At 74.8% G+C, this 19092-nt stretch carries 12 protein-coding genes; 6 read left to right on the forward strand and 6 right to left on the reverse strand.

The window, feature by feature from the left end:
* Position 1: 1 nt before the first annotated feature.
* Together OG472_RS08805 and OG472_RS08810 are read right to left on the reverse strand one after the other, a co-directional pair.
* On the reverse strand, positions 2-664 hold the full coding sequence (locus tag OG472_RS08805) for a hypothetical protein (protein WP_401604333.1): 663 nt from the start codon (positions 662-664) through the stop codon (positions 2-4).
* Positions 661-1746, reverse strand: a complete 1086-nt coding sequence (locus OG472_RS08810; protein ID WP_405941260.1) for a radical SAM protein — start codon at positions 1744-1746, stop codon at positions 661-663. The genes OG472_RS08805 and OG472_RS08810 overlap by 4 nt, the downstream gene beginning before the upstream one ends.
* A 528-nt stretch (positions 1747-2274) precedes the next feature.
* On the opposite strand from OG472_RS08810, the gene OG472_RS08815 reads away from it, so the two are divergent.
* The 6 genes from OG472_RS08815 to OG472_RS08840 are packed head-to-tail and all read left to right on the forward strand — an operon-like array spanning position 2275 to position 10362.
* A complete protein-coding gene (locus OG472_RS08815; RefSeq protein WP_405941261.1) occupies positions 2275-3546 on the forward strand; it encodes a glycosyltransferase in 1272 nt (423 codons plus the stop codon).
* Complete coding sequence (locus OG472_RS08820) at positions 3518-4480, forward strand: DUF6895 family protein (RefSeq protein WP_405941262.1); 963 nt, start codon at positions 3518-3520, stop codon at positions 4478-4480. Before OG472_RS08815 ends, OG472_RS08820 begins: the two co-directional genes overlap by 29 nt.
* Before the next feature lie 38 nt (positions 4481-4518).
* A complete protein-coding gene (locus OG472_RS08825) occupies positions 4519-5745 on the forward strand; it encodes a radical SAM protein (protein WP_405943155.1) in 1227 nt (408 codons plus the stop codon).
* Between the two features lie 2 nt (positions 5746-5747).
* Entirely contained in the window at positions 5748-6692 is a 945-nt protein-coding gene (locus OG472_RS08830) for a DUF6895 family protein (RefSeq protein WP_405828835.1), read from the forward strand.
* Positions 6689-8197: an MFS transporter gene (locus tag OG472_RS08835; protein ID WP_401604345.1), complete on the forward strand. Its 1509-nt coding sequence runs from the start codon at positions 6689-6691 to the stop codon at positions 8195-8197. The genes OG472_RS08830 and OG472_RS08835 overlap by 4 nt, the downstream gene beginning before the upstream one ends.
* A gap of 11 nt (positions 8198-8208) precedes the next feature.
* The gene (locus OG472_RS08840; RefSeq protein ID WP_405941263.1) at positions 8209-10362 is read left to right on the forward strand and encodes a prolyl oligopeptidase family protein; all 2154 of its coding nucleotides are present in this window, start codon (positions 8209-8211) and stop codon (positions 10360-10362) included.
* A 96-nt stretch (positions 10363-10458) separates the two neighbouring features.
* On the opposite strand, the gene OG472_RS08845 is transcribed toward OG472_RS08840, so the two are convergent.
* The 4 genes from OG472_RS08845 to OG472_RS08860 all read right to left on the reverse strand — a co-directional run bounded on the left by OG472_RS08845 (position 10459) and on the right by OG472_RS08860 (position 19023).
* The gene (locus OG472_RS08845) at positions 10459-12261 is read right to left on the reverse strand and encodes a BTAD domain-containing putative transcriptional regulator (protein WP_405828841.1); all 1803 of its coding nucleotides are present in this window, start codon (positions 12259-12261) and stop codon (positions 10459-10461) included.
* A 256-nt stretch (positions 12262-12517) separates the two neighbouring features.
* The gene (locus OG472_RS08850; RefSeq protein WP_405941264.1) at positions 12518-15481 is read right to left on the reverse strand and encodes a helix-turn-helix transcriptional regulator; all 2964 of its coding nucleotides are present in this window, start codon (positions 15479-15481) and stop codon (positions 12518-12520) included.
* A gap of 120 nt (positions 15482-15601) precedes the next feature.
* The gene (locus tag OG472_RS08855; RefSeq protein WP_401604353.1) at positions 15602-15808 is read right to left on the reverse strand and encodes a hypothetical protein; all 207 of its coding nucleotides are present in this window, start codon (positions 15806-15808) and stop codon (positions 15602-15604) included.
* 167 nt (positions 15809-15975) lie between these two features.
* Positions 15976-19023, reverse strand: coding sequence for a type 2 lanthipeptide synthetase LanM family protein (locus OG472_RS08860; protein ID WP_405943156.1), 3048 nt, complete (start codon positions 19021-19023; stop codon positions 15976-15978).
* Positions 19024-19092: the final 69 nt, after the last annotated feature.

A 19092-nucleotide genomic window follows, 5' to 3' on the forward strand; every position in this document is an offset into this window, starting at 1 on the left:
GTCACGGGTGTCCTCCGGGGTCGGCGGCGAGGGAGAGGAAGAGCCGGGTGAGCAGGTTCGCCGTGTGCAGCGCGCTGACGGAGACGGCGGTCTGCCGGGCCGGGGTCGGCGCGAGTTCGTCGAGCACCCGGTGAAGGTCGTCGAGGTGGCCGCCGTCGAGCTCGGCGTGTTCCCTGAGGGTGCGGAACGCGCTGTCGGGGAGCCCGGTGGCCTCGGTGAGGCGGTCGGCGAGCCGGGGCCCGGGGGCGTTGCCCTCCAGGACCGCGATGTACCCGAGCAGCGTGACGGGGTGCTCGTGCTCGATCCGGTAGTACTGCGCCCCGGCCAGTTCGACGACGGCGGGGTGCGGCACGGCGGCCGGCCCGGCACCGGCGGCGGCGAGGTCCTCGAGCAGCCAGGTGTCGTGGTCGCGCTCTTCCTCGGCGTGGCGGGTGTAGTACGCCGCGAGGCTCCGCGCGGCCGGGTCGTCCAGTTCGGCGCACCGCTCGGCGGCCCGCTCCAGCAGCGGAACCGAGGCCCGTACGAGCGGGTGCATGGCGGCCAGGTAGCGGAGGTATCGCTGCCGCAGTCCGTCCGGCCGCCAGAGGACCGCGGTCGCGGCCCTCAGGACGGGGGTGGTGGGCGTGAGCTTGGTCCTGAGCGCGAGGGATGCGGTGGCGGTCATCGACGGCTCTTCTCCTCTGCGGGAAGCGACTCGACCAGGTGCGCGTAGCGGGCGCAGCCCAGGCGACTCACCAGGGCGGCGGGTCCGGCGGCGAGCTGCTGCTCCGCGCTGAGCCGGTCGAGGAGTTCGCCGACCCGGCCGCCGGCGTCGCGGGCCGCGCCCGCGAGGACGTCGGGGCGGTCGGCGAGTGCGTGACAGCTGCGGCAGTAGCCGGCCGGGGCGGGCGAGGTCCCGTAGCGGGCGTGCAGCCGCTGGGGGCCGACGGAGCGCAGCATCCGCAGCACCGGGGAGCCGAGGGAGCGCTCGCGGACGGCCGGCCAGTCGTCTTCGGCGATGTGTCCGAGCCGCAGGTGCCCGGGAACGGGGCGGCGGTCCACCGTCCACTGGTTGCAGCAGGCGGCCACGGTCCCGTCGAAGGCGACCACCGGCCAGGCCGCGAGGGTACACGGCGCCGCCAGGGAGCCGTCCGGTCCGGCCGGTGTCGCCCGGACGAGGCCCGCGGCGCGGCCGAGCGGCCGGACCTCGTTGACGAGCAGGGGCACCCGGCCGCCGAAGACGCGGCGGACGTCCGCGACGGCGTCCGCCAGGTACGGGTCGTCGGGTCCGGTACCGGTGAGGTGGACGCTGGCGGGGATCCCGGCGTCGAGCACGGCCCGGAGGGCGCGCAGCACCTCCGGGCGGGGGACCTCGCGCTCGTGGTGGACGTCCAGGCTCGCCGAGAAGTGGTCGAGGGCCGTGATCGCTCGCATGATCCGGTCCGGGACGCGTCCGTCACGGGCGAAGAACATTCCGCTGAGCAGCGCCACGCGGGAGCCCGCGGCGCGGGCGAGACCGGCCAGGCGAGCGGCCAGTTCGGGCAACAGCAGCGGTTCGCCGCCGGTCAGCATGACCACCTCGGGGCGGTCCTGCGCGCCGAACGAACCGATGAAGCGCAGCAGGTGTTCCGGGTCGGGCTGATCGGAGACCGCCATGGAGGAGCTGGTGGAGCAGTGTGCGCAGCTCATGGGGCAGCGGCGGGTGAGCGCGACCAGCAGGCCACCACAGGGCACCGGCCGCAGGCCGATGAGCTCCGCCAGTTCCACGTCTCCTCCTCCGTGCTCGTGCCGCGCGCTCGTGCCGCGCGCGGATCATGGCCCGGATCGTGCCCGCGGGCGCCAGACTTCCGGTTCACGAACGCCTGGTGATCGGTTGGTCCGCAGGTCGACGCAGGCGGACGCCGGGGCACGGCGGGGCGTGCGGCGGGGTTTTGGGGTCGTCCCCGGTCCGTGTGGTCGGCGTATACCGGCGCCGAACCGGTGGCCAGGCGTTCCCGTACCGGACGTCCGTACGTTTCTTCTCAGCCGGCGAAACGACGCCGTCGACAAAGGAGAAGAACATGCCCGAGAACACGAACCCCGAGACCGAGAACGAGGACATCGAGGTCGTCGCCCACAGCGAGGACGAAGAGGCCGAGGCCGGCTGCGTCGTCAACCACTCCCACGAGCTCTAAGACCTCGTGATCGAGGCCTGAGCACCGCGCGGGCCCCCCGGCTCCCGGCAGATCCTGCCCGGAGCCGGGGGCCCGCGGCCACCCTGCCACCGGAACCGCCACACCGAGGGAGCGGCACATCATGAAGATCCTTCTCTGCCCGCTCAGTGACGGCGGCTACCTCTACCCGGCGATCGCGGCCGGTAGGGAACTACGGCGCCGGGGCCATGACGTCAGTGTGCTGGGCCGCTCCACCGCAGCGACCGTCGCGGCCGATGCCGGCCTGCCGTTCGCGGCGGCGGAGGACTTCGGCGGCCGCCAGGCGTTCTCCGCCAGGTGGTGGGGGCCGACCGGCGCGGCGCAGTACCGGGCGACCGTACGCGCGGCCCGGGAGACGGGGGCCGATCTGCTGGTCACCTCCGTACTCTGCAACGGAGCCCTGCTCGCCGCCGAGACGCTGGACATCCCGGTGGTGGTGGTCGGGCTCTCGGCGCACCTGTGGGACTACCGGGCCGGCGGCGACGACGAGCCGCACCTGGGCCGCACCCGGCAGAGCCGGACCCACGACTGCCTGCGGATCCACACCGACCTCCGGGAGCAGGCCGGTCTGGCGGGGCGTGCCTCCCGGTGGGGGGACGAACCGCTGCTGGGCGACGTGTTGCTGCTGCGCGGGGATCCGGAGCTGGAGTATCCGGGTGCGCAGCTACCCGAGCGGGTCCGGCACGTGGGGCCGCTGTCCTGGGAACCGACGCCCGACCCGGCGGAGGTCGAGGCGATCGGGGAGCACCTGTCGCGGTCCGGCAAGCCCGTCGTCTACGTCCATCTCGGCCGCTTCTTCGAGGGCAAGAGCCTGTGGCCGCGGCTCAACGAGGCCTTCACCAGCGGCCGGTTCCAGGCCGTGGTCGAGCAGGGCCGCTCAACCGACCCGCGGCCCGCCCCGGGTGCCGACATCCTGCTGGTCCGCAAGCGATGGATGCAACCGCTCGTCGACCGCGCCGGCCTCGTGCTGAGCAGCGGCACCTCCGCACCCGTGCTGGCCGCACTCCTTCGCGGCCGGCCCCTCGCACTCTCACCCAACGGCTCCGAGCAGACCCTGCTCACCGGCGCCTGCCTGCGGGCCGGCGTGGCCGTGCACTTCCCGAACAGCCCGTCCGTGGAGGCTTCGGCGCTGCTGGAGGCCGCGTGGAGGGACGACGGCCTGCGGGCTCGCGCCCACGTGCTCGGCAGCAGGCTGGCCGCGATGGACAGCGCGGCACGCGCGGCCGACATCGTCGAGCGGGTGGCCGGGGCGTCCGCCGTTCCCCCGGCCGGGGCTGCCGCCGCCTTCCCGGCCGAGGCGTCCACCGCCCCCTCGGCCGAGGCGTCCGTTTCCTCAAAGGAGAACCATGAGTACGCGATCAGTAGGCCTCGATGAGGTCGTGAGCAGCCTGTCGGCGGGCGCGCGGCGGTGGGTCGGGCTGCACGCGGCCTACCTCGACTCCCCCGCCGCACACGCCGAACTGCCGGTGACCCCGCGCGTGAAGGCCCTCCTGCAGCTCGCGATGCTCCGCCGCTACTGGGAGAAGTGCGCGCCCGCGGATCCCTCCCTGGCCGAGGTGACCCGGGTGGTCGCACAGGTCTGGCGGCGCCCCGACTTCCCTCGGCTCCTCACCCTCGAGAGCAGGCACGCACGGCAGTTCGAGCTCATGTACGCGGCGCTGGCACCCGTCGGGGCCGCCACCGACGCGACCCGTGCCGTGCCGGCCCGGCTGGCGGCCGGCAGCTACCTGACGCCGGGCCGGAAGCCGCCCTTCCTGCATCTGGAGGCCAGGTTCTACTCCGATCTCGCCGGCCTCGAGCACCGCTTCGCCCCGTACGAGGAGCTGTACGAGGCAAGTCCGCTCCCCCGCGCCGCTACGCTGCCCGTGGCCGACCTGGACGGCTGCCAGGTCGCGCACACCCTCTTCTACCTCAGCGACTTCGGCCTGCGCGACACCCGCCTTCCCGAGGACGAACGGGGGCGGGCCCTGCGCGTGGTGGAACGGCTGACGGAGCACTGCGTGGGACTCGGCGACTGGGACGTCGCGGCCAAGCTGCTGCTCGCCCAGCACTGCCTGGGCGCGGATCCGCGGCGCACCCCCTCCGGCGCGGCCGGCCTGCGGATGCTCCACGCGGCCCAGGCCTCCGACGGAGCGATCCCCGGACGCTCCGCCGCCGAGCGGGTCCCGGCGGACGCCACGCCCGTGGAGTACTTCCGGAAGTCCTACAAAGTGACCCTCGTCGTGGCGCTGATGACGCTCGTCGTCACCGGCGGCCGGACCTTCGAGCCTGCCCTGACAGCGGCAACGGCCCAACGGGAGACCCTGTGAGCATCGACCAAGTGGTGAGTATCGGCCGGCCCGTGAGCATCAGCCGGGCCGCGGGTTCGGGGCCGGCGGTGACGTCCGCCGAGACCCCCGAGCCCCTCCCCTCCGGCGCCCGCCTCCTGAAGGGCGAGCGGAACTGGTGGTTCCTGGGCCCGGGCGGGGTGGCCCGTCTCCGCGACCGGCACGTCACGGCCAACGGGGCCCTGGTCCCCGATGCGGAGCAGCGGCTGCACGAGAGCGGCATGTTCACCCCCGGCCGGATCAGCGCCTACGCGCTGACCGTCCTCACCAGCACCCATTGCAACCTGGGCTGCGGGTACTGCTTCCAGAACACCGCCCAGGACCTGGCGGGCGGCAGCCGGCCGCCCCGGATCGCCCAGACCCGCCTCACCTCGGAGACCATCACCGAGATCCTGGGCTTCACCGAGCGGCAGATGGCCGCCGCCGGCCTGGACAAGCTCAAGATCCTCCTCTTCGGCGGGGAGCCCCTGCTCAACCCGCGCGGCTGTCTGGAACTGCTGGAGCGGGCCGCGGGAATCGCGCCGACCTCGGCCTGGATGATCTCCAACGCCACGCTGCTCACCCCGTCCCTCGCCCGCCGGCTCGCCGACCTGGGGCTGACGTCCGTCCAGGTGACCTTCGACGGCGACCGCGCCGACCACGACCGGATCCGGGTCGGCCGGGCGGACGGCGGCGCCACCTTCGACAAGATCGTCGGCAACATCGCCAAGGCCTCCGAGGACACTCCGCTCCAGTGGACGCTGCGGGTGAACGTCTCCCAGGAGACCTTCCACGGCGTGGACGCCCTGGTCGACCGGCTCGCCGCCGCGCTCGACCCCGCCCGGTGCACGCTGTACTTCGCCCGGATCGGCGACGTGGGGGTCGGCTACGCCAACAGCCTGCTGCACACGGGCGAACTCTCGGCCGCCTTCACCCGGTGGCAGCGCCGGGCGCTCGACCTGGGCTTCACCGTGGGCCGCCCCGGCGTCCGCAAGACCTGTGTCACCTGCGGTCACACCGACGGCCGCTACGGCGCGGTGGTGAGCGCGGACGGCACCCTGGCCAGCTGCTGGGAGACCGCGGGCAAACCCGACTGGGAGGTCGGAACGGTCACCGACGGCTATCTGCCGGGCGCGGAGACCCGCGACCGCTGGATCGCCTGCCAGGACCTCTACCGCTTCGACGAGGACGCGCGGACGCTCGCGAGGTTCCGCGACTCCGTCGACACGGCCCTGCTCGACTACCTGCAAGAGACGGGGCGCCTGTAGTCATGTCCTCACCCCTGGAACGGCTCTCCGCCGGCGCGCTGGGCTGGCTGGGCGGGAATCTGGACTACTTCGACCCGTTCTCGGCGAGCGCCCGGTCGGCGACCCACGGAAAGGCGAAGGCGGCGCTGGAACTGGCGCTGCTCTGCCACTGCGCGGCCCGCCTGGCCGACCCCCCGGAGGCGCTGGGCGGGGCGGGGGCCCTCGTCCGGAAGCTCTGGCAGGACCCGGACCTCCCGCAGCTGTTCTCCGACGTGCCGAAGTACGCGTCCACGTACGGGTTGATCTACGCCGCACTGGCCCCCGACGGGATCGACGCCACCCAGGTCCGGGCGACGCTCGCACGACTCGACCCCGAGTTCCTGTCGCCGCGGGGGAAGTCCCCCTACCAGCGCATCGAGATCCGCCACTACGCGGACAAGGCCGCGGTCCGCCACACCGTCGAGCCGTACGCGGAGCTCCTGCCGCACAGCCCGCTCGTCGCGTTCCGCGCCGCCGGGCCGGGGGAGGCGGCGTCGGAGGACGGGGCGCCGGAGGACGGGGCGCCGCTCACCGACCCGCGGGCGTACGCCGTGACGCACACCGCCTTCTATCTCGGGGACTTCGGCCGGACCGCCCCCGGGCTGGACGGCGGCGCCCTGGCGCACGCCCGGGACCTGGTCGACCGGTTGCTGCGCCACTGCGTCGAGCACGACCGGTGGGACCTGGCCGCGGAGCTGGTCCTCACCCAGTTCATCCTGGGGAGCGAGCCGCTGGACACGCCCTCGGGGGCCGCGGCCGTGGAGTGCCTGGTGCGGGCCCAGCGGCCCGACGGGGCGATCCCGGCGCGGTCGGCGGCGCTCGCGGCGCACCCGTCGGCCCCGGGCGGGGAGTTCTTCGGGAAGGCGTACCACACGACCCTGGTCACCGCCCTCATGGCACTGATCGTCTCGTCGCCGAGGCGGTCATGACACCGCGGCTGACGCTGATCAACCGCGACTACACGCGGCTCTGGTTCGGCCAGGCCGTCTCGTCCGTCGGGGACGCCGTCTTCAGCACGACGCTGGTGCTGTGGGTGGCCACCGTGCTGGCGAAGGACGAGGCGTGGGCGCCGGTGGCGGTCAGCGGCATCGTGATGGCGTCGAGCGTCGCCGTGCTGGTCATCGGTCCGCTCGCGGGCGTGTTCGTCGACCGCTGGGACAAGCGCGCCACGATGCTGCGCACCGAGGTGCTCCGCGGCGGGCTGGTGGCCGTGCTGACGGCCGTCACCTTCCTGCCGGCCGGCGCCCTCCCGGCCGGCGTCTGGCTCGCCCTGATCTACGCCACCGTGCTCCTGCTCCACACGGCCGGCCAGTTCTTCTCCCCGGCGCGCTTCGCGGTCCTCGCGGACCTGGTGACCGGGGATGCCGACCGCGCCCGGGCGGCCGGCATCGCGCAGGCGACCGGCGAGACGGCCTGGATCATCGGGCCGCCCCTCGCCGCGCCGCTGCTGTTCACCGCCGGGCTGCAGTGGGCCCTGCTCCTCAACGGCCTGTCGTACGCGGTGTCGTACGTCGCGATCCGTTCCATCGGCGTACGCGAACCCCGCACGGGCTCCGCCGGACCGGCCGGCACGCAGAAGCCGGCCGTACGGCAACGGGCGCAGCTGAGACGGGAGTTCGTGGACGGACTGCGCTTCTTCGCGGGCAGCAGGTTCCTGGTGGCGCTGCTCCTGCTCTCCGTCATAGGCCAGCTCGGGGTCGGGGCACTGGGCACCCTCAACGTCTTCTTCGCCACCGACAACCTCCACGCGGACGCCCACCTCTACGGATACCTCGGCATGGCCATGGGCGTGGGTGGCATCACGGGAGCGCTGAGCGGGGGCCGGGTGGTGAAGTGGCTCGGGGCGCGAAGGACCACCTGGATCGGCCTGCTGGTGAGCGGTGTGCTGCTGGTCGCCTACTCCCGGCAGACCGGCTTCCTGGGCGGTGTCGCCCTGCTCTTCGTGTTCACCGTTCCGCTCACCATGCTGAACACCGCGATGTCACCGCTGCTGCTCGCGGCGGCGCCGCCGGACTACCGGGGCCGGGTGATGGCCGTGTTCTACCCGGTGACGAGGCTGGCGGCGATGCTCTCCGCGGCCCTGTCCGGCTGGCTCGCCGGATCCGTGCTGCGGGACGTCGGGGGCTCGCTCGGCGGGCTCCGGTTCGGCCCCGTCGACACGATCATCGCCGCATCGGGGCTGATCGTGCTGCTGGCCGGCTTCTTCGCGATGGCCGCCCTGCCCGGCGCGGAAGACGCCGGGGACTCCCGACCGAAGACCCGTCCGTCCGCGCACGGACCGCGCGGCGGACGCCTTACACGAAAGAGGACGGACATGACCGAGACCGAGACGGCGAACCCGGAGCCGAACGAGCGGGAGGGCATCGAGGTCGTCGCCCACAACGACGACGAGGAACTCGCCGCCTGCGTCATCAACCGGTCCAACGACCTCTGACCCGCCGACGGATGAGGGAGCAACCAGTGACCCCGGAGCCCCGCCGCTATCCGCACGCGGAGCGGCAGGACGTCGTCGAGGAACTGCACGGTCTGCGCGTTCCCGACCCGTACCGCCGGCTGGAGGACGCCGATTCCCCCGCGACACTCCGCTGGGGTGCGGAGCAGGAAACGCTCTACGAGGCGGAACGGGCGTCCTGGGCGGACCTGGAGCGCTGGACGGCAGAGGTCGCGGCGATCGACGCCGTGGACCGCGCCCGGTCGCCCAAGGTCCGCGGCGGCAGGGTCTTCTGGCTGCGGCAGGACGCCGGTCAGGAGCATCCGGTACTCATGGTGGCGGAGGCCGGAGCGGACACGACGGAGCGGGTGCTGCTGGACCCCGGCGCCCTAGACCCGTCCGGACGCACCGTGCTCGATGCCTGGGAGCCGTCCGTGGAGGGCGATCTGCTGGCCTTTCAGGTGTCCCGGAACGGCACGGAGGACTCGCTGCTCCGGGTGCTCGACGTGGCCACCGGGAAGGTCGTCGACGGGCCGGTGGACCGGGTACGGAGGTCGTCGATCGGCTGGCTGCCCGGCGGTGAGGCGTACTACTACGTCAGAAACCTCGACCCTCTGCTGCACCCCGGCGAGGGGCGCTACCACCGCCGGGTGTACCTGCACCGGGTCGGCGCGGACCCCGGGGCGGACGCCCTGGTCTTCGGTGAGGGGCGGGACAAGACCCAGTTCTACAGCGTCTCCGTGACCGCGGACGGCCGCTGGCTCGGCGTCACGGCCACGCTCGGCACCGGCCGCGGCACCGATCTCTACCTGGCCGACCTGTCGGCGGGGCCGCTCGAGCGCCCGGAGCTGCGGCCCGTCCAGGAGGGCATGGACGCCGCCACCCGCCTGTACGCGGTGCCCGGCACCGGTCCGCGGGACCTGGTGTGGCTGCGCACCGACCGCGACGCCGCCCGCGGACGCGTCGTCGCGTGCCGGCCGGCCGAACTGCACCTGGGCCCCGGCGCCTGGCACGAGGTGATCCCCGAACGGCCCGACGCGGTGCTGACCCACCTCGTCGTGCTGTCCGGTCCGGAGCTGAAGCACCCGCTCGGCCTTGCCGCCTGGACCCGCGACACGGTGGCCGAGGTGACCGTGCACGACCTGGTCGAGGGTCGGCAGGTCGCCACGGTCCCGCTGCCCGGCACCGGCGCGGTCGGCGACTTCTCGGCCGGGCCGCCCGGTGGCCACGAGGCCTACTTCGCCTACACCGACTTCGTCACACCGCCGCGGGTGCTCCGCTTCGACGCCCGGACGGGACGTGCGACGCGCTGGGAGCGCGATGCCCCGGACGCCCCGGGCGCCGGCGGCGCAGTCACCCGCCAGGTCGCCTTCCCCTCGCGGGACGGCACGACGGTGCGCATGTTCGTGATCTCCCCCACCGGCCGTCCGGACGTGCCGCGCCCCGCGCTGCTCACCGGCTACGGCGGCTTCGGCAAGACGATGTCGCCCCGGTACCGCGCCCAGGTCCTCGCCTGGGTCAGGGCCGGCGGGGTGTTCGCCTGGGCGGGCCTGCGCGGCGGAGGCGAGGAGGGCGAGGCCTGGCATCTGGCGGGCAGCGGGAGGAACAAGCAGAACACCTTCGACGACTTCGCCGCGGCCGGCGACCGCCTGATCGCGGAGGGCTGGACCGCGCCGGGCCGCCTCACGATCATGGGCGGCTCCAACGGCGGACTGCTGGTGGGCGCCGCCCTCACCCAGCAACCGGGGAAGTACGCCGCCGTGGTGTGCATGGCCCCCCTGCTCGACATGGTCCGCTACGAACGGTCCGGACTCGGGCCCAGCTGGACGCCCGAGTACGGCAGCGCGCTGGACCCCGCCCTGCTGCCGACGCTGTTCGGCTACTCCCCCTATCACCGGGTCACGCCCGGGACCGCCTACCCGGCGGTGCTGCTGGTCGCCGCGGACGGCGACACCCGGACCGATCCGCTGCACGCCCGCAAGATGTGCGCCGCGCTCCAGCACGCCTCTTCCGGCACCGGTCCGGTGCTGCTGCGGCTGGAGCGCGGCGTCGGCCACGGCGACCGGTCCGCGTCCCGCGCGGTGGCCCTGCAGGCCGAGTGCCTCGCCTTCCTGGCGGAACAGGTGGGGCTCCCGGCCCCGGAACGTCCCGGTCGGGTGACCTCGTGACACGCCGGCTCCGGCCGCCCGACAGGGGTGGGCGGCCGGGGCCGGCCCGGGAACAGCGATCCGTAACCGCGCCGGGCCGATCGGCCCGGCGCACGCTCAACCCGAGGCCGGCACGGGGGTCCCGAGCCCCGAGCCGCGCGCGTACAGCCGTATCAGGTGCGGCAGTTCGTACTGCGCCGCGTGCGCGGTGACCTCACCGCAGGGCGAAGTCACCATTCCGGCGTCGATGAGCGCCTCCACCACCCGGACGGCGTGCCGCTCGTCGCAGCCGAGGGCCTCGGCCGCCTCGGTCAGTCCGAAGGGACCCTCCCCGGTGCCCGCGGCCAGCCGTCCCGCGTCCCGGCCCCACTCCTCCGGCAGCGCCTCCCAGCCGTGGGCCAGCCACCGCCGGACGGACACGTCCCCGGAGGTCAGTTCGTCCAGCGCCCCTGCGGGGTCGGTGAGCCGGTCCGCGAACTCCCGCAGCGGCACGTGGCGGAGCACCGCGAGCCGCATCCCGCTCACCCGGACCGCCAGCGGCGACCCGCCGCAGGCGCGCACGACGCGCAGTGCGGCCTCCCGGTCGGCCCGCACCCGGCCCTGGCCGACGAGCCCCGCGAGCAGTTGCACCGACTCGGCGGTGCCGAGCGGCGGGACGGAGACCCGGTGCACGGGCGCCAGACCGCCCAGCTGGCCGTGCGCGGTGAGCAGCACCCTGCCCCGCCCGCCGCACGGGAGCAGCGGTCGTACGGCGCGCTCGTCGGGCACGTCGTCCAGGATCACCAGCACACGGTGCTCCGCCAGCCACTCCCGCCACGCCTCGGGCCCGGACAGCCCGACCTGGCCGGTCCGTTCACCGAGCTCCGCGAGCAGCGTCGACAGCGAGCGGGTACGGCCGTCCGCGTCCCGCAGGGAGACGCAGAGCCGCCCGTCGGCGAACCGGTCGCCGAGCAGGTGGGCGGCCCGCACGGCCAGCGTGGTCTTCCCGGCCCCGGCGGGGCCTGACAGCAGCACGGTGCGGCCGGCGCTGTCGTCCTCCAAGAGGTCCATGAGGTACCGCAGTTCCTCGCCGTGTCCGGTGAAGTCGACGAGGTCGGGCGGCAGGGCGGCCGGCGGCCGGGCGGGCGCGCCCGCCCCGGCCCGGTCGCCGCCCGCAAGGATCGTCCGGTAGCGGGCGGCCATGGCGCCGCCCGGCTCCAGGCCCAGTTCCCGGGCGAGGAGCTGCCGGTAGTCGTCGTACGCCGCGAGCGCCTCGGCCTGTCGGCCGGACCCGCTCAGCGCGCACATCCAGGCGGACCGGAGCCGCTCCCGGAGCGGGTGCCGCTCCACCAGGTCACTCAGTCCCTCGACCACCTCCGGCGCGCCGCCCAGCTCCAGCTCCGCCTCCGCCCAGCTCTCGTAGGCCGTCAGATGGCGCAGCTCCAGCCGCTCGGCCTCCTCGGCCAGCCGGGGCGACTGGCGCAGATCGTCGCCGAGCGGCGGTCCCTGCCACAAGTCGAGGGCCTGGCGCAGCAGTCGGGCGGCCGGGCGGGGCCCCTGCCCCTCGGCGGCCCGCACCAGGGAGCGGAACCGCAGGAGGTCGAGCTCGTCCTCCGCCACGCGCAGCACGTATCCGCCACCCGTGTGGGTGAGCCGCGGCCGGTCCCCGTCGTCATCCCCGAGCAGCGTGCGCAGGGCACTCACGTACACCTGGAGGTTCTTGCGGGCGGTGCGCGGGGGCTCCTCCTGCCAGACCGCGTCGGTCAACGCGTCCACGGACACCGGGCTGTTGGCGGAGGCGAGCAAGGCTGCCAGCACGACCCGCTGCTTCAACGGGCCGAGGGGCAGCACCCGGCCGTCCCGGTGGACCGTGAGCGGGCCGAGGACGGAGAACCTGAGCGTGCCGGGTGGCTCTGCGGGCTGCGCGGACGGACGCGGCATCGAGCGGACCTCCGTGGGGTGCCGGGAGTTGATCGGTCCACTCGATGATGTGGGGCCCGTACCCGTCACACATCGGTGCCGGGCCCGCAGAGTCGCGCCGCCTGTGCCCGTGTCATGGGGGACCGGACCCCCATAGAGACGGGAGCATCCCCCATCCCGGCTGCCGCCGGGCCCCTCGAGGGCGGCCATCCGACCACTCGGCGCGGGTCACCCGCCGGGCCGCGGGCAACGGCTGCGGTGCGCCGGGCGGGTGCAGCTAGACATCCGCGCACTCCGCCGACAACGCGCACAGTGCCGAGCGGTCCGCGGAGCCGGTCTTGAGCATCAGACTCGCCATGTGCTTCTCCACCGTCCGGGGCGAGATGCACAGCCTCTGGGCGATCTGCTGGTTGCCGGGCCGCTCCGCGAGCAGCACGAACACCTCGTATTCGCGCGGCGTGACGCCCGCGGTGCGCAGGCCCGCGGGGATCCGCTCCCGGCCGCCCCGGCGCTGCGGGACGCTGGCCCCCGCCTGCCGCAGGAGGGCCCGGCAGGCCCCGGCCACCGGCGGTACGCCCGCCTCGTGGAAGTACTCCTCGGCGGTCCGCAGCCAGGCGACCGGCTCACCCCAGGAATCGGCGAACGCCGCCTCGGCGGTCAGCCGCAGGGCGAGATGCCACGCCTGCGGAAACACCGTCGCCGCACGGCCGGCCTGCTCCACGGCGCGCTGCGCACCGTCCGGGTCGCCGTCCCGGCCGCGTAACACTGCCTCCGCCATGCCGAGGAACATCCGGTTCCAGGCCAGCTGCCCGCCCGGCGAGGCCAGCGCCTCCCGATACGCCTCCCGGCCGGCGTCCTCGCCGTCGAGGATCCGTAACAGGGGGCCGAGCCCGTACCGGCCGCTGAGGTAGAAGAAGCTCGGGTGCTCCCTCTCCCACGCCAGCGCCGTGTCGAGCTCGGCCTTCGCCCGTTCCCGGTCCTCCCCCATCAGCGCGCCCACGGCCTGGCACAGTCCGCGCTGCAAGGGCACGAGCATGGACTCCTCGCCGCCCGCCCGGCGGAACCGGAGCAGGGTTCGGTCCTGCTCGCGGGCCCGCCCCTGGTGGGCGGCGAGCGTGGCGTCGACGAGGAGCAGATAGCGGTGCGTCGACAGGTTCTGGAGGCGGGCGCTGGCCTCCACCGACCGCTCGACGATCTGCCGGGCCCGGTCCCATCGCCCACCCAGCACGCTTTGCATGGCGAGCAGCCCGTCGACGGCCTGGAGCAGGGCCAGCGAACCGAGTTCGTGGGCCGCCGTGCGGGCGGTCTCCAGACGGGTCGCCTCACCGGTCCGCATGAACGCATTGGTGCCGAGCCGCACGAGTGCCTCGGCCCGGTATAACGCGAGCCGGTGCTCCTCGGCGACCGCCAGCATCCGTTCCAGGCAGGCGTCGGCCTCGTCGAACCCGCGCTCCCGGGACAGCATGGCCAGCAGCTGCCACGCCTGGCAGGCCACCACGGGCCGGCCGCGTTGCTCCGCGGTGAGCGCGGCACGCCGGGCGGAACGTTCCGCCTCTTCCAGTCGCTCGCGGCCGTCCTCGCCGCCCCGGCCCACCGGGCCGCGCCCCTCGCCCCGGCCGTCCTGCTCCGGCAGCAGCGCGAGATGGCCCTCGACCACCGTGAGCGCGGCCTCCTGTTCCGGGCGCGGGGCGACCCCGAGCAGGACGCGGGCCGCCCGGATCCGGCGGCGCGCCTCCTCCTGCTGCTCCGCCATGGTGGCGACCCACGCGACCTGCGTGTGTGCCTGGGCCCGTTCCTCGGCGGCACGGGACCCGGCGGGCGCGGGCGGAAGATCGTCGAGCAGCGCGGCCGCCTCGTCGAGCCGCCCGGACTCCGCCTGGGCGATCGCCAGCTGCACCGTGACCTCGTCCCGCTCCTCGTCGGCCGCGAGCCCCCGGGCACGCTCCAGCAGGACGGCGGCCGAGCCCGACGCACCGGCGTCCAGCATCTGCCGGCCGACCTGGGCGAACTGCCGGGACGCCGCCACCTTGTCACCCGCCGCCAGCCGCAGAGTGGCCACCAACTGGCGCTGATCACCGGAGAGTTCGCCGGCGGAGTCCTCGATGGCCGAGGCCGCGCGCCGGGCGAGCGCGGCCTGCTCGGCGGGCGGCAGCGAGGCCCGGAGCGCGTCCGCCGTCAGGACGTGACGGAAGGTGTAGTGGTCGTGGGCGGCCCCGTCCGGGGCGATGATCCCCACCTCGGAGGCCGACCGGAGGTGGGCGAACAGCGCCCGGTCGTCGAGCCCGGTCACCGCCCTGAGAGCCCCGACGGAGAAGCGGCCTCCGAGCGTCGCCGCGACGAGCAGCAGTTCGCGCACCGGTTCGTCGAGCCGGTCCAGCCGGCGCGCCCAACTGCGGACGGCGCCCGTCGGTACCGTCGCCCCGCCGTGCTCCGCAAACTGCCACCCGCCGTCGGCCCTGCTCAGCCGTTCCGTGTCCAGCAGGTCGGCCAGAAGCACCTCCACCAGGTACGGGTTCCCGCCCGCCCACTGCGACAGGTGCCGATGCGCGGCCGGGGGCACCTCACCCGGTCCGACGTCCAGACACGCGGCCGCCATGTCCCGTACGGCGGCCTCGCCCAGCGGCCCCAGCTCCCTCAACGAGGCGGTGTTGCGCAGCTCGGCGGCGAGGGCCAGGTCCAGCGCCGGGCCGGGGTCGGGCCGGAGCGTGCCGACCAGGAGGACCGGCAGCTCCGCCACGTTGTCGACGACGTATTCGACGACCGCGATCGTCTCGGTGTCGGAGTCGTGCAGGTCCTCCAGCAGGATCACGCAGCCCCGCTCGCGGCCGAGCACCGCCAGCAACCTGAGCAGCGCCTCGGCCAGTTCGACCAGCGAGATCGCATATCCGGGCGCCCCCGCGCCGGCCCGCCACTCCGGCACGAGTCCGGCCAACGCGGGCCGGTAGGGCTGGAGTTCCGGGTCGTCCGGAGCACCTGCCGCCCGGAACCGCGAGGACAGCGCCTCGACCAGCGGCCGGAAGGGCACGACGAGCCCGGTGGACGTGGCGCGGCCGCGCAGCACCGGCATGTCCCGGTCGTACGCGCGCAAGGCGCACTCGCCGGCCAGCCGGGATTTGCCGATCCCCGCCTCGCCGACGAGGAACACCGCCCGTCCGGCGCCCTTCCGGACGCTCTCCAAGGCCTCGTCCAGCACCCGGATCTCGGCGTCCCGCCCCACGATGACCGACGACGTCGCTCGCATGAGCGCAGGCTACTTGATCTTTTTCGTGCACGGCACAGGGCCGGGGAAACCCCCGGGCTCCGCTCGGTCCGTCACGGCGTCATCCCCGACACGTCACCGGGCGACGTACCCGTCCTCCCCTCAGAACAGCGTCAGGGAGCCGGTGGTCCAGGGCACGTCCACGGAGGCGGCGGCATCGGAGTCCCCTGACCTGAGCAGTCGGCCGCGCAGCCCCAGCATCCCGCTCGCCCCCAACATCACCTCGCCCACCGGGTGGTCGTGGGCCGCGGTCTCCGCGCCGGCGCTGCCGTCCACGTACCGCACCGAGTCATTGATCTGCATGGTCATCGTCCGTCCTTCGGATCTGCAGGAGTGGTGGTCGTGCCGAGCTGTGTGGGGGTGCGGTGGTGCGGTGTGTCCGGTCGTGCGGTCGGGGTGGTCCGCTGGGCAGCACCGCGGACGGCGGCGGTACGTGATGCCGGACGGGTGGTCCGGCGGCGGGCGCAGGGGCCGGTCTACCGGATCGGCCCCTGGCCGGACGTCTGCAGGAGGAGCAGCGACGGCACGCGCTCCGGGAACCCGGCCCGGAGGAGTCCGTGCCCGATCCCCGCCATCCCGGTCAGCAGGCCGGGATGCGGGACCCCGTCCGGGGCGCCGCTGCGGGCACCGGTCTCCTCGACGGACGCGAGGAGTGCTCCGGCCCGGCGGATCCAGTGCGGGCGTACTTCCGGGACCGCGCTGTGGCCCAGGAGTTCGCACAATCCGGCCTCGCCGTGGCACAGGCTGTCGTCGGCAGCCGGCCTGTTCCGGCCCAGCCCTTCGACGGCCCTGCGGGACCAGGCCGCGAGGTGCGGGTCGTCCAGGGCGCCCGGCGCGTCCAGCACCGCGAGCGCGATGCCGGCGCGCCCCCGGCACCAGGCCGAGGCCCGGGCCTCGTACGCGGGCCCGTCGGCCGGTGGGCGCAGGGAAGCTCCCCCGTGGTCCCCCGGACCCGGGCGTGCGTCCGGTTCCCCGCCGACGGCCGCCCGCAGTGCGGACAGGCCCGCGAGCCGGTACCGCTCACCGCCCCCGGCCGCCCCGCCCCCGGACCCTGCGGTGGCCTCGGCCTCGGCGAACCGCAGCAGGGCCCATCCGAGCCCGGCGGCCCCGGTCGTGAAGCCCCGCCCGCCGGCCGTGGGATCCACCGCGGCCAACCGGTCCGCGCAGGCCTGCGCGTCCCGCCAGATCTCCTGCCCCTCGTCCCCGGCGCCGGCCCGGTGGGCGGCCAGCAGTGCGACGAGCCCGCCCGCGACGCCCGCGCCCACCCCGTGCTCCCTCTCGGACAGAGCCGCCTCGCCCGCCAGCCGCAGCATGGCGAACGCCCATGAGCCGACCTCCGGATCGTCCAGCAGCCGGGCCGTCTCGGCGAGCGCGTACGCGATGCCGCCGAGGCCGGAGAAGGCCCCCGAGCCCACCGCGCAGAGGTCCGCGGGCCGGGCGCGCAGCGCGTCGAGCAGCCCCGGCACCGGCGCCAGGGCCGTCCGGGCCACCTCCGCGTAGTGTCCCGCCCCGGTGAGGGCCGCCAACTGGGCCAGGAACAGAGCCGGCCCGGTGTACCCGCCGGCCAGGTCGGCCGGCATCGGGCCGATCCGCCAGTAGCGGTCGTCCAGGAGTTCCAGGCCGATCCAGTTGCTGCGCGGTCCTTCGCGGTAGGCGAGGGAGACCAGCCGGTCCCCGACGGACCGGGCTGCCGACAGCAGCCGCTCCGGCTCCGGGGCGCGCTCCGCCGTACGGGTGCGCCGGTCCTGGACGGGGCGGTGCACGGGCGCGCGGGAGGCCGTCGCCATCGCGGCCCGTACGATCCACTCCTGGTCCTGGCGGTCGACCGTGTCCAGGGCGGCGAGCCTCGCGGCGACCCGGGCGATCCCGGACCGCTCCGTGCGGCCGTCCCATGGCCGCTCCGGTGCGCCCCACGGGCGGCCTTGGCCCGGACGGGCGGTGAACAGCGGTACGTCCCCCGCCCAGAGCTGGGCGATCTCCTGGTCCACCAGGTCGGGCGCGAGGACCGTCCCGAGCGCGTCGGTGCGCAGGGTCTCCAGAACCCGCTGCCGCTCGCCCGCGTCCTTCAGCAGATCGGGGTGCGTCGACTCGTCGAGCAGCGTGCTGTACACCCAGGTGGGACGTACCAGCACCCGTACCTCGTCCTCGGCGAACGCCTTCAACAAGGCCGTCTCGTGCAACAGTTCCTCTCTGGCCGCGCCGATCGCCGTGTACCCGGCGCGGAATCCGGCGCAGAGCGCCTCGATGTGGGCCGCCGGCTCGATGGGCCCGCCACCCGCAAGACGGGGCCGGTTGGCGGACTCGCCGAACCTCCCGGCCCTGCGCACCAGTCGCATCCGGTCGGTGCCGGCGTCGGCCCAGTCCGCCCGGAGGACGGGCGACACCGCTTCGCGGCCGCCGCCGACCGCGGACACGTCCAGGGCGCTGTGGTCGCCCACCAGCAGTTGGGGCAGCAACCCGACGCGGTACACGGAGTCGTGGAGTGCGCGGGCGGCGGGGTCCTCCGTGGCGGTGCCCGCCAGCGGCGGGTGGAACAGGGTCTCCACGTCGACCAGCACCGGGTGGGCGCCGGCGGCGATCAGGTTCTCGTGGTGCAGGTCGGTCCCGTCGATCAGGTGCAGCAGCGCCAGCAGCGCGCCCTGGCGGCGGTAGAACGTCTCGACCTCCGCGGCCGAGGCGCAGGGCCCCGCGCCGACGAACTCCACCCACCCGTAGTCGCCCCGGTCGAGCAGCCGCAGCGTACGGAGGTCCACGGAGTCGGGCAGCGCGTTGAACCAGGCGACGAGGTCGTTGAAGTGGCGGTGCACGGAGAGGGGCCGCGGCTTGTACACCAGGCGGGTCCCGTCGGCGAAGCGCAGCAGCATCACGCTCCGTCCGCCCCGGTGCCCGTCGCCGGCGCCCGGCTCGATGCCCACGAGCAGCCCCGGGTCCCCGCCGGGCGCCTCCAGGAGACCGGCGGTCAGCCGGGAGTGGTCGTCCGCCAGCCGCTCCAGCGCCTCCGCGACGGCGTCCGCCGCGTCGAGCGCCGCCCGCCCCAGGATCCGCGCCAGCACCGGCCGACCGGCCAGCAGGGCCGCCAGACCGCGCCGGGACGCGATGCGCCCCAGGAAGTCCCGGAACCGGGCCCGCGTGTCGTCACCGTCGAGCCGCCCGGCGCTCCGCGCCTCGTACAGCTCCAGCACCAGCGTCCGTGCCGCTGCCCGTGCCAGCCTGGCGCTGAGGTGCCTCTCCAGGTCATCCCGCACGGCGGTCATGTCCACGAGCCTGCGCACCCGCCCCGACACGCCCCGCTCCAGCCGCTCCCCCGCGCAGGCGGTGAACGGCCGCAGCACCCACTCGAAACCGCTCAGCCCCGGATGGCCCCCCTCGGGCGCCACGGCCTGCTCGGGCGCGGCGGCCGACGCCTCCTCGGCGAACGCGGCCCAGTCCGGCCGCCCTTCACCCCCGCCGCCGCCGACGAGCCCGGCCCCCCACCACCCCTCGACCGCCGACAGCGGAACCCCGGCCCGCCCCTGTACAGGCATCATCGCCCCTCCTCGCCCCCGACCCACCGCTCCGCGCCACGCCCGATCCTGGTACGGCGGGTGCCTCCC

This window comes from Streptomyces sp. NBC_00207, from assembly GCF_045160965.1.
GTDB lineage: Bacteria > Actinomycetota > Actinomycetes > Streptomycetales > Streptomycetaceae > Streptomyces.

Coding starts and splice junctions, on each gene's coding strand:
- OG472_RS08815 (WP_405941261.1), top strand. CDS start 2,275: ATGAAGATCCTTCTCTGCCCGCTCAGTGACGGCGGCTACCTCTACCCG.
- OG472_RS08830 (WP_405828835.1), top strand. CDS start 5,748: ATGTCCTCACCCCTGGAACGGCTCTCCGCCGGCGCGCTGGGCTGGCTG.
- OG472_RS08855 (WP_401604353.1), bottom strand. CDS start 15,808: ATGACCATGCAGATCAATGACTCGGTGCGGTACGTGGACGGCAGCGCC.
- OG472_RS08860 (WP_405943156.1), bottom strand. CDS start 19,023: ATGCCTGTACAGGGGCGGGCCGGGGTTCCGCTGTCGGCGGTCGAGGGG.
- OG472_RS08820 (WP_405941262.1), top strand. CDS start 3,518: ATGAGTACGCGATCAGTAGGCCTCGATGAGGTCGTGAGCAGCCTGTCG.
- OG472_RS08835 (WP_401604345.1), top strand. CDS start 6,689: ATGACACCGCGGCTGACGCTGATCAACCGCGACTACACGCGGCTCTGG.
- OG472_RS08845 (WP_405828841.1), bottom strand. CDS start 12,261: ATGCCGCGTCCGTCCGCGCAGCCCGCAGAGCCACCCGGCACGCTCAGG.
- OG472_RS08840 (WP_405941263.1), top strand. CDS start 8,209: ATGAGGGAGCAACCAGTGACCCCGGAGCCCCGCCGCTATCCGCACGCG.
- OG472_RS08850 (WP_405941264.1), bottom strand. CDS start 15,481: ATGCGAGCGACGTCGTCGGTCATCGTGGGGCGGGACGCCGAGATCCGG.
- OG472_RS08805 (WP_401604333.1), bottom strand. CDS start 664: ATGACCGCCACCGCATCCCTCGCGCTCAGGACCAAGCTCACGCCCACC.